The sequence below is a fragment of the Arcicella sp. GW821-FHT09D11 genome (assembly GCF_059416265.1).
In genome coordinates this window covers 1-11,639 of the sequence record NZ_JBWKOV010000007.1, presented here as the reverse complement: position 1 = coordinate 11,639, position 11,639 = coordinate 1, and the positions used below count along the sequence as shown (strand labels likewise).

Here is an 11,639-nt window from a genome sequence, read left to right as displayed (position 1 = left end):
TTTAAGACTAATCTTATATAAGATTCTTTTTAATATAATCGTAACTCATTTTAACACTTTCAAATTTATCTTCTTTATAAATCTGGTCTTGTTCTACAAAAATATATTGAAGGTCTTTGTTATGCGCAAAAATTTCTTTGAAATTAACGGCTCCAGTACCTACTTCAGTAAATTTCACTTCGCGTAGAGTATCGAAAATCCCTTTTTTGTTGGCATCTGGATACACCGCTTTGGCGAATTGTTTATCAATATCTTTCACGTGCCACATGACAAAACGTTTTGGATATTTTTTGAATAACGCTACAGGATCTTGTCCTGCTTTTACTGTCCAGAACAAATCCAATTCAAAACTTAATAATGCTGGGTCTGTTTCTTCTAACAGGATTTGATACCCCGATTTATTATCTTGTAAAATCTTAAACTCCCAAAAGTGATTATGATAACCCAATTGTACCCCAGATTTATGACACAATTCACCCGCTTTGTTTAATTGCGCTGCCATAAATTTATAGTCATCCAATGTCATTTTGTCGATTAAACCAAATGGTGGTACTGGTACAACTAAATATTTCTGTCCTAAAGTGGCAGCTTGCTCAATTTGAAACTTTAAGGCATCATCTTTACCATTGTTTGGTGTAAGGTAGTCGTTTAGTTGATAATGCCCACTGTGTGTTACAAGATTATTGTCGGATAATAATTGCTTTAATTCACTCGCTTTCAAATTCCAAAATAAATCTTTGCTAGCATCACCAGTATAACCAAAAAAAGTTTCAACGTGGTTGAAGCCAATTTTTGAAACTTTACTGATAGTTCCTTTTACATCTTTTGATAATTCATCACGAAGGGTATATAATTGCAAGCCTATTTGTTTAGGCTTAGCAAACGACCGTGCTATTAGCATTTCTGACTGTGCCATCAGTAAGCCTGCACTTGCCAATCCCATCTTTTTGAGAAAGTCTCTTCTTTGATTCATGTAATTTTCAGGTTGATTTAAGATATATGTATTGTGTTTTTGATTGATTTTCTAAATTGGATAAATACTCTTTAAGTACTATTTTATCATTATGATACAATAGTACAAAAAAATACATTATTGCCAAAATATTAAATATTTTTATTGAAATAATTATAAATAAAAGCCAGTCACTATTAAATCATCTGGATAAAGTATTTGATGATAATATCAAAAAGTGTAAGTTTTCAATCATTAATGTTATTTAAATGGCAGGGGCAATTCTTGAAATGGGAATACCAATAGTTGCTATAAATTATCAGTGGATGCCAGAAAATTTGTAAAGGACTGGAATAGTCATGAAGCAGCTTATCATTGTGATATTGGGAGTGGGCATATTGCCACCAAGATATATTTTATCAATAATGGATGTTATTTAAGTCTGCTAAAGGACTAGAGACAAAGAAGATTCATCTAAATAAAATAAGAGATTTTATCAAAATAGCCTTATACAGGCGATAGATCGTCGACCACTATTGCGGTAGCCGACTGTTATATTTTACAAAGAAAAAGCGATATAGCTATCTCCTTTTTTAGTACCTAGCTTAGTACCACCACAAGCTATGACGATATATTGTTTTCCATTCAATAAATAGGTACTTGGTGTAGCAAAACCAGCAGCTGGTAGCTTTGTTTCCCAAAGAATATCGCCAGTTTTTTTATCAAAAATTCTGAACATACCATCTTTCGTAGCGGCGATGAATAATAGTCCACTTGCTGTAACAACAGGGCCACCATAATTTTCAGAGCCTGTGGTAGGAATGCCTTTGGCTTTTAGTTCTGGATATTCTCCAAATGGTTTTTGCCAAAGTTGTTTACCTGTATTTAAATCAATGGCTGTAAGTGTTCCCCAAGGTGGACGAATACCGGGATAGCCCTTAGAGTCAATGAATTTGTTGTACCCATTGAATTGATAAGGAATGTAAGGCGTCTTATCTTTGGCGTTTGAAACAGTTGCTTCTACTTTTTCATCACCAAACAAGAACGCAACCAAGGCCTGTCTATCAATGGTTGAAAGATGAGCAAAGCCTGGCATCATTCCTTTTCCTGAAGCAATGATTTTAGTGACATATTCACGGTCTCTTCTTTGAGAAATATCTACTAGCGAAGGATAGCCACTTTTAGGATTTCCCTTGAGTTCTTTGCCATGACATACCAAACAAGTATTGGTATAAAGTCTTTGTCCCGGACTCAAGTGTGCAAGTTCATCCTCTTTCGGGGTTGATTTTAGGCTAAATATCCAAGCCATTTCGTTGGCGTTTACATACATGATACCGTCAGGGTCAACGGCTGCACCACCCCATTCAGCCCCACCATCTGCGCCAGGATATAACAAAGTCTCTTTTTTGTTAAGAGGTTGGAATAAACCTTTTTGGGATGATTGGATAGTTTTTAATAAAGCTGCTTTGTCGTCTGAATAAGGGTTCACATCTGCTTCAGTAATAGTTTGTCTAGAAAAAGCAGCAGGCAAAGTAGGAATTGGCTGTGTTGGCCATGTACTTTCTTCGGGTATGTTTGATTTAGGGAAAGGTGTTTCTTTAATAGGAAACAACGATTTACCCGTTACTCTATCAAATACAAATACATGTCCTGTTTTAGTTACTTGAGCGACAGCATCAATCTTCTTCCCGTTCTTTGTAATGGTTACCAAGTTTGGAGGAGCAGGCAAGTCTTTATCCCAAATATCATGGTGAACAAATTGAAAATGCCATAATCTTTTGCCAGTGTTGGCATCTAAGGCAATCAAGCAATTAGCAAATAGGTTTTGCCCTTTACGATTTCCGCCATAAAAATCAAATGCGGCTGAACCAGTAGGCACAAAAACAATTCCTCTTTTACGGTCAACAGCCATTCCAGCCCAGTTATTGGCTCCACCAACTTCGGTATTTTTGTAAGTATTTTTTGGCCAAGTATTGTATCCAAATTCGTTAGGTTCGGGAATAGTATGAAAAACCCAAGAGAGTTTACCTGTGCGTACATTAAAAGCTTGCACATTGCCTAAAGCGGCATCTGCACCTTCCGAAAGACGCAGGGGCATGATGATGTTATCTTCATATAAAGTACCAGGGGTATTTGAAATGACAAATTTATTGATGGCTGTACTTCCCAAACCTTCTTTCAAACTCACTTTGCCTTTATCACCAAAGCTTTCTATTAGTTGTCCAGTTTTAGCATCAACAGCATACAAGTAAGAACCGAGAGCAAAGATGATTCTAGGTACATCAGCATCATTTTTATCTTTACTTTCCCAATAAGTAACCCCACGATTGGTATTGAGAGAAACGTTGGCTGTGTTAGTGAATTTCCACAATTCCTTCCCTGTAGCAGCATCCAATGCAAAGAGTTTATTGGTAGCTGTAACAGCATACATTACGCCATTTACTATAATCGGGTTACATTGTACTTGTCCAGAATCAAGGGTATGATATTCCCAAGCTACTTTTAATTGATTGACATTTGATTTATTAATTTGCGTAAGACTAGAATAGTGATTACGTTCTGGTCCTCCTAGGTATTCACTCCATCCAGTATTTTCATTATTTGGATTATCCTTTTCTGGCAAATAGGCCGCTGTTAATAAGGCTGTCGCCAAAAATGCCAATACTAGATAGATTTTTTGCATAAAGTTGTCAATTTAGTTGTACTCAGTCTATAGTTCTTAATTGGTAAATGAGATTCAAACCAGCATCCAGATACATTTTAAGGCTTTTCAAATTTACATATTTTATGACTTTATTCATACTTTTGCTATAGGTGCTTATACTGAAAGCCTTGGAGAAGAATATAAAAAAATAAGGTGTTCAAATTATACAATTTTGAACACCTTATTTTTTATCGTCTGAAATTATTTTTTTTCTTTTGTGTCTTAGTGACAAGGTCTTCACCAAGAACCTTATCAATGGCTGCCTGCTTTTGGCTTTTCAACAAACGTTCAGCCAAATCTGGACGATTGAGTTTGTGCAAACGCTTACGAATCCAATCTTTAAATTCCGGTTTATACCAAAAGAAATAATTATTCTGATTTAACTTTTCTTCCTTGGTTTTTGCTGTAATGATAGGCTGTAAGGTATAAGGATGTACCCCAGAATAATAAATTACTTCTGCCACCGTCATAGGTGTTGGGGTAAAATCTTGTACCTGTTCCAATTGAAATCCTAAATCTTTGGTTTCAGCAGCAAGGTTTGCCATATCAACTTCTTCACAACCTGGGTGTGATGAAATAAAATAAGGAATCAACGGTTGTTTCAAGTTATGCTTCGCCTGAATGTTATCATATTTTTCTTTAAATTTTCTGAAATATTTAAAAGAAGGCTTACGCATTACCTTTAAGGTGGCATCAGAAGTATGCTCTGGAGCAACTTTCAAACGACCAGAAACGTGGCGAGTTATCAACTGCTCCATGTAGATATCATGGTTGCCGTCTTGGTTATTTTTATTGAAATCATCCACCAATAAATCATAACGAACCCCCGAACCAACAAAGGCTTTTTTGACACTTGGGTGAGCATCCACTTTTTTATAAATCTCCGTCAGTGGTGTGTGTGAAGTATCCAAATTCGAACAAATAACAGGGTGAATACAGCTCGGACTTTGACAACGGTTACAAATTGATTCATCTTTCCCTTTCATTTGGTACATATTTGCTGAAGGTCCACCCAAATCAGAGATATATCCTTTAAATTCAGGGTGTTTCACAATTTGATCCACCTCCTTCATGATTGATTTCTCACTGCGCGAGGCAATAAATTTGCCCTGATGTGCTGAAATAGTACAGAAACTGCATCCCCCAAAACAACCACGGTGCATATTAATCGAGAACTTAATCATCTCGTAAGATGGAATCGGACCTCTCTTTTTATACTTAGGGTGGGGCATACGGGTATAAGGCAAATCAAAAGAAACATCCATTTCTTTTTCCTCCATTGTTTTAAAAGGAGGATTAATCACCAATGTTTTATCGCCTACTTTCTGAATAATTCGGTTGGCTTGCCATTTGTTCGATTCCACTTCCACCACCTTAAAATTAGCAGCGTATTTGATTTTATCTTTCAAACAAATTTCATGGCTTGAAATCTCTACAGTATCCCAATTGTTGAATTCTCCAAGAGGTTCGGTAGAGGGCTGTAAATACGAAATCTGGTTGATGTTGCGGATGGTATCTAAAGGAATTCCTTGTTTTACCATGCGCAAAATTTCACGAAGTGGTTGTTCGCCCATTCCATAAACCAACATATCGGCTCCTGAATCGTATAGAATAGAAGGTAAAAGCTTATCTTGCCAGTAATCATAGTGCGTAACACGGCGAAGAGACGCTTCAATACCACCAATTAATACTGGAACATCAGGGTATAACTCCTTTAAGATTTTGGTATAAACGGTAGTAGCATAATCAGGACGATAACCTGCTTCGCCGCCTGGTGTATATGAATCATTTGAACGCAGACGTTTGTTGGCAGTATAATGATTCACCATTGAATCCATACAGCCAGCCGTTACGCCAAAGAAATATTTTGGTTTCCCTAATTTTTTAAAATCACGTAAATCATCTTTCCAATTGGGCTGAGCCACAATGGCAATTTTGAATCCCTCACTTTCTATAATACGACCAATCACAGCCGTTCCGAAAGCTGGATGATCTACATACGCATCCCCTGAAATTAGAATTACATCTAATTCCTCCCATCCACGTTTTTCAACCTCTTTTTTGGTCAGAGGCAACCAGTCGGTTATTGGTCTTTCAATCATAGCACAAAATTACGCAAGAAATCAATGACAAAAGTCATTTCTAGTGAATTATTAAGCCGATAAAAACTATTTATTAATGACTATCAAATTTATAATCAGCTAATTAAAAGGAGTTTACTCATTTTATGCCCAGTTATTTGACGACTTTTGTAAACAACAATGGCTGATATTTTGCATCAAATTCTAATGATACCCGTTGTTACTTAGCAATCATAAATCGTGCCTACTTAGAGATATTTACTTCAATACTTTTTTTGATTGAAATCTGTCTTTGAAAAAACGGGAAAGTCGAAATGCTAAAAAAACATTAATTTAGCCGAATATAAGTTAAATTGGGCAATAGCCCAGAGCATATAAGGATGAAAGGAACGGTACTGATTATCGATGATGAAAAGCAACTCAGGGGGTTACTCAAAAGGATTATTGAGCTAGAAGATTATGCTGTTACAGAAGTAGGAGATTTAAAATCTGCTTGGAAGATCCTTGAAAATCAGGCGATACAAGTGGTATTATCAGATGTAAAATTGCCTGATGGTAATGGTGTGGAGTTTACTCAAAAGTTTAAAGAAAAATACCCACAGCTCGAAATAATCGTAATGACTGCCTATGGAACTATTCAGGATGGCATCAAAGCCATGAAGAATGGCGCTTTTGATTACTTAGTAAAAGGAGACGATAACGAAAAAATATTGCCTATGCTTAGCTTGGCAATGGATAAAGTACAAAATCAACCATTAACGGTTCAGAATACGCATCAAGGATTTGATAAAGTGCTTGGTAAATCTAAACAGATTAAGGAGGTAATTAGCTTAGCCCAAAAAGTAGCTAGAACCAATACGACTGTTTTATTGACAGGTGAAACAGGAACAGGGAAAGAAGTTTTTGCAAATGCCATCCATCAGGAAAGCACAAGAACATCCAAGAATTTTGTGGCCGTAAACTGTGCTACGTTTTCCAGAGAAATCCTTGAATCTGAATTGTTTGGACATAAGGCAGGTTCGTTTACGGGAGCTACCAAAGATAAAAAAGGGTTGTTTGAAGAAGCCGATGGAGGTACTATTTTTCTGGATGAAATCGGTGAAATGTCTTTGGATTTACAAGCCAAATTGTTAAGAGTACTTGAAACAGGAACATTTATGAGGGTAGGGGATACCAAACTTATCAAGGTAGATGTTCGGATTATTTCAGCTACTAATCGGGATTTGAGTCAGGAAGTGAACGAAGGTCATTTTCGCTCTGATTTATTTTATAGGCTTTCGGTTTTTCAAATTGCTCTACCACCACTTCGTGAACGAAAAACAGATATTGAGGTGCTTGCTCGTTTCTTCACGAAAGAGTTTTCAAAGAAATTCAATATTCAGATTGGTGACTTACAACATGAATTTCTTGAGAAACTAGAAAATTATGACTGGAAAGGTAATATCCGTGAATTAAAAAATGTCATTGAAAGAACCATTATCTTGAATGAAAATGGACAATTGACGGTAGATAGTTTACCGATTACGATTCAATTTCCTACTGAAAATAGTGCTACAAAATCTTATTCTTTTGATTTACAAACCATTGAAAAACAGCATATTCAAAAAGTACTAAAACATACAAAAGGTAATAAAACCGAAACTGCCCGCCTATTAAACATTGGACTGACAACCCTTTATCGCAAAATCGAAGAATATGGAATAAATTAGTTATTATTTCTAAAATCTCCGAAAATCAGCGTTATTTATCTCTGAAAATTTGCCGGGAATAAATAAAACTAGCTGTTTTTTAATATTGGTTGTAAAAAGACAAACCCCAGCATACTACAACAAAGGTAGAAAAAGTGGACGTCGCCAAGAAATAGCTAAAAAAGCAATATTGTCTGAAACTTATTATAAAAAAAGGCGTAACCCAATCACCGAGCAATTAATAATGAACCATTAAAAAGAAAACCTTTACTAGGTATGACAATTCTGTAAATATATGTATCTACAGGTAAAGGTTCATTTTTATAGTTACCATCAAAAGGAGTTGTATAGCCTTTTGAATAAAACACTATATCGCCCCATCTATTATAAATACTTACTTCAACATCATGATAACTTTCTGTTCCTGATAATATCCAGTTATCATTTTGAGAATCACCATTAGGAGTAAAGGCATTTGGTATCCAAATTTTTTGTGTAACATTTACTTTAACTGTATCTTGAGATATACAACCTTGGTCATTAGTCAAAACTAAAGTATATGTCACTGTCTCACTTGGTCTGGCAACTGGTGATGCTATTTGCCCATCAGAAAGAGTATTGTCAGGGAACCATTTATATTTAAAACCCTTAAAATCAGGTGCCACTAAAGATACACTTGCCCCTTTCCATATATTAAATTCTTTGGGGGTTAAATTTAATTTAAAAGGTTCTGAAATAATGATATCTCTTTGAGCAGTCCCAGACTGACACTGTAATAATCCTTTGTATTCATAGCTAATTGCATGCTTCCCAAGTCCTGCCAAATCTGGATTGAACGTTCCTTTATTTTGATCAACAATTCCTGAACCTTTAAAAATACCACCACTTGGATAAGCTTTCAACGAAATTACTCCTTTATTGAGATCACATATTGGAGGAATACTATCCATTTTAATTTCCTCTTTTGATACACTCTCAATTTTTATGACGTCTGACATTTTCTTGCAATTATTACTATTGATAACTATGACAGTATAATCACCTTTGAGACTAGCAGTATATTCAGGTTTAGTAGTTGTAGTAAGGCTAACTCCATCTACTTGCCATTCATATTGCAACTCATCTCCTTCATTCGCTTTTAATAAAATTGTTTCTCCTTCACATATTAAGTTACTGGCTCTATCGGATTTAAGTTCTGCTTCTGGATTCATAAACTCTTCTACAAAAATCGTATCACTTACAGCTGGACAATTAGTAGGCTTTGTATTATCAGCAATGGCAACAAAATACTTACCACTTTTATTGACTTCTATTTTCTGCTCAACATTATTGAGTATTTGCTCATCCTTTAACCATATATAACTAAAATTATTACCCTCTAATGGCGCTTCAAGCAGAACTTTTCCCCCTTCACAAAATGACTTTTCACTTGCTTTCAATTTAACATTTTCGTTTTGTAGTTTAAGGGTAATTTGTCTCGATGTCCTTGATTTAGTACATTGATTTTTAAGGGATACAGTCAAATTATAAATACCCGGTTTATTGGCAACTAGCTTATCATAATTGGCATCAGGAATATTATCTCCATCTAACTCCCATTGGTAATTCCAGTTTGGGTTAGTCGTAGCTTGAAATGTGACCTTATCACCAAAACAAATAGTAGGGTCTGTCCCCGGCCTTTCTAATACTGAAATAACAGGGTCTGGTAGATTGGTAGGAATAGGACAATCAATCACCTTTAGTTGAAAATCTCTTTGTGTAATACCTAGTTTTACATAAACCCTTCCTATTTTTCTATATTCTGTACAAATTACCGAAAAAACAAAAAGTCCTAATTGATTTGGGGTTACTGTAATAACACCTCTTTTACCATCCACACTTAAATTAGGTGAACCCGGAATAGTGTTGGATAAACCATATCCTGTCTGCCAAGTGATATTGGTAAATGGCCCACTCCATAGTCTTTCTGTTTCAAAAATGGTTGATTTACCCAATAGTGGTGTGGCTAATTCATAATGAAGAGAATCTCCATCTACATCTTTTGCATTAAAATTGTATTTAAAAGGGTCATTTATACATACATATTCACCACTAAGGACATTGAATGAGGGTGTGGAATTTAGAAACAGCTTTCCATTACGTTTCATCGGAGGAAATTCCGTATAAAACGCCATACTTGCTAGATGAGAACTGACAATATTTGTAATTCCTGCATTTCTACAACAACGATCATGATAGATATAATATCCTGTTGGGTCCTGAAAGTTCTCTGGGTCTACTTCCCATACATTCTCATAAGTAACTTCTATGATTTTTAACTTATTAAGTTTAGCACAATCTTCATTACTATATTCAAATAAGGTCTGTTTACTTATAGGCAAGCCAATTACAGTAATTGATTTGTGATTGCTTTTCTGGGATATACCCACACTTTCAACTGTGTTGGGGATATCGTTTGATGGGTTAAGGGCATTGAAGTATAATTTCAATATAATTGTATATTTACCAGGGGTCTTACCGATAGCCTGCATTTCAATATGCCCACCCACAATATGATCAGCCCTCAAACAGGTTGCTGTTAGTAATAAGAGTGTGAAACTGCAAACAATCTTAATAAACATATTCATAGATGAATGATGTAGGGTTTCTAGTGATATTTTATTGTCTTTATTATTTGGCTTACTAAAATTAAAACGCTTATTTTCTTTTGGTACTATAACTATTCTTCTGCCATACCTGAACATCCTGCTCATCATCTATTACTACACGGATATTGCCTAAATTGTCTTTACTAAGCAATACTTAATATCACCTGTCTTTACGGTGTGTTGCTGTCGCATAGGTTGTTGGTGAAAAAACACCAACAACGGCAAAATGATATTTTCCTATGAAGTACTCTCTTTCAGTTAAAAGCGGAATATTTTTTTGGTATACCTGACTCTTTGCTTGATAATTGTACCAGCAGAGGAAACATTATAGGAATATCAGTCAAAAGTAAGTAAGCAATTTTAGGATTACGTAAATCATAAATTACTTCATAAATATTCTTTTCAGAGAAATCTATTTTCTGATTAATAGGTATTTTTTGAAATCTTTTATAAGGTATTCCTTTGACTAAATATGAAAATTTTACATCTTTTTCATTATTAAACAAATCTTTTTCTAGTGATTGTATTTTTGTTTTGCGAAAATAATTTACGTCTTTTCGTAAAATTACAGGCTTATCAAATTGGATAAGTACATTATTGAAATTTCTCTTATCTGCAATGATAACGTATTTTTCTCCATCTTGAATTCCAGAGAATGGACTATTCTGATAATTAGACCATTGTTTTTTATCAAGTGTATATGTCAAAAAAATTTTCCCTATTCTAGGAGAAACGTTTCCAATTGTTTTTACTCCATTTTGTATAATTTCATGTGAGTCTTTTTTATCAAAATATATGATAATATAGACAATTAAAAACATACCTAATAAGGCTAATAGACTATGAATAGTTTCTTTTATTATTTTATTATAGACCATTTTCTTTTTTAATTTTATCGCCTTTTGTCCCAGCCGCTACTGCTGTACCTAATTGTGCTATTTTTCCTACAACATTTGCATTTTCATTCGCACTAGATAATTTACCTTTTGCTTCTGATAACATTTTCGAACCCAAAGCTTTCCCTTTCTCAGTAAATGCTTTAGATAAAAACTTCTCCGAAGAAAGAATTTGCTTTTCTAATGCTTTTATCAATTTATTGCTATTAAAAAGGCCCTTTGCTACACTCCCTCCCACTTTTCCTGCCATACCTCCTCCAGGTCCTAACGCTAAATCTGCAACAGCAGTTTTTCCTTCTTTTTTTCCGTTAAATACAGTTTGAACACCTCCATTTTCCTCCGTTTTCACATCTATAGATGCTTTAACACCTTCGCTTGCTACATCTAAACCAATTTTCAATAATTTAGCAACTTTGCTTGATGTATTTAATACACTCAAACCACTTGTTGCAGCGCCTACTGCTGTTGCAACACCTACATCTGCCCAATCAATATCTGTCAACCTCTTACCAGAAAAATGATTTACAGCCATCTGTGTTCCTACTTCGGTTACAAAACCAATAATACCTCCAGCGACTGCTGTTGGCAATTTTCCATCAGGGTCAGTATATTTAATTGGATTATTAAACACATAACCATAAGGCGTAAATGATTCTTGTCCTCCATCTTC

General features: G+C 35.0%; 7 protein-coding genes. 1 reads left to right on the top strand and 6 read right to left on the bottom strand.

Annotated elements, in window-relative coordinates:
• Window positions 1–13 precede the first annotated feature (13 nt).
• The 3 genes from AC07N0_RS18165 to AC07N0_RS18155 all read right to left on the bottom strand — a co-directional run bounded on the left by AC07N0_RS18165 (window position 14) and on the right by AC07N0_RS18155 (window position 5,758).
• Window positions 14–973, bottom strand: a complete 960-nt coding sequence (locus tag AC07N0_RS18165) for a sugar phosphate isomerase/epimerase family protein (RefSeq protein ID WP_494590343.1) — start codon at window positions 971–973, stop codon at window positions 14–16.
• Between the two features lie 538 nt (window positions 974–1,511).
• On the bottom strand, window positions 1,512–3,635 hold the full coding sequence (locus AC07N0_RS18160; protein WP_494590342.1) for an outer membrane protein assembly factor BamB family protein: 2,124 nt from the start codon (window positions 3,633–3,635) through the stop codon (window positions 1,512–1,514).
• 209 nt (window positions 3,636–3,844) lie between these two features.
• Window positions 3,845–5,758, bottom strand: coding sequence for a YgiQ family radical SAM protein (locus AC07N0_RS18155; RefSeq protein ID WP_494590340.1), 1,914 nt, complete (start codon window positions 5,756–5,758; stop codon window positions 3,845–3,847).
• A gap of 359 nt (window positions 5,759–6,117) precedes the next feature.
• Between AC07N0_RS18155 and AC07N0_RS18150 the strand changes: the two genes are divergently transcribed.
• Window positions 6,118–7,446, top strand: coding sequence for a sigma-54-dependent transcriptional regulator (locus AC07N0_RS18150; protein ID WP_494590339.1), 1,329 nt, complete (start codon window positions 6,118–6,120; stop codon window positions 7,444–7,446).
• A gap of 206 nt (window positions 7,447–7,652) precedes the next feature.
• On the opposite strand, the gene AC07N0_RS18145 is transcribed toward AC07N0_RS18150, so the two are convergent.
• The 3 genes from AC07N0_RS18145 to AC07N0_RS18135 all read right to left on the bottom strand — a co-directional run.
• Window positions 7,653–9,992, bottom strand: a complete 2,340-nt coding sequence (locus AC07N0_RS18145; RefSeq protein WP_494590337.1) for a T9SS type B sorting domain-containing protein — start codon at window positions 9,990–9,992, stop codon at window positions 7,653–7,655.
• A gap of 335 nt (window positions 9,993–10,327) precedes the next feature.
• Window positions 10,328–10,951 (bottom strand): hypothetical protein, encoded by a 624-nt coding sequence (locus tag AC07N0_RS18140; protein ID WP_494590335.1) that lies wholly within the window; start codon window positions 10,949–10,951, stop codon window positions 10,328–10,330.
• The coding region (locus AC07N0_RS18135) for a hypothetical protein (RefSeq protein ID WP_494590333.1) at window positions 10,941–11,639 on the bottom strand (699 nt) is incomplete at its 5' end. The genes AC07N0_RS18135 and AC07N0_RS18140, both read right to left, overlap by 11 nt.

Excerpts from the sequence above, each read along its gene's own strand:
- AC07N0_RS18165 (WP_494590343.1), bottom strand. The coding sequence starts at position 973 with ATGAATCAAAGAAGAGACTTTCTCAAAAAGATGGGATTGGCAAGTGCA.
- AC07N0_RS18160 (WP_494590342.1), bottom strand. The coding sequence starts at position 3,635 with ATGCAAAAAATCTATCTAGTATTGGCATTTTTGGCGACAGCCTTATTA.
- AC07N0_RS18155 (WP_494590340.1), bottom strand. The coding sequence starts at position 5,758 with ATGATTGAAAGACCAATAACCGACTGGTTGCCTCTGACCAAAAAAGAG.
- AC07N0_RS18150 (WP_494590339.1), top strand. The coding sequence starts at position 6,118 with ATGAAAGGAACGGTACTGATTATCGATGATGAAAAGCAACTCAGGGGG.
- AC07N0_RS18140 (WP_494590335.1), bottom strand. The coding sequence starts at position 10,951 with ATGGTCTATAATAAAATAATAAAAGAAACTATTCATAGTCTATTAGCC.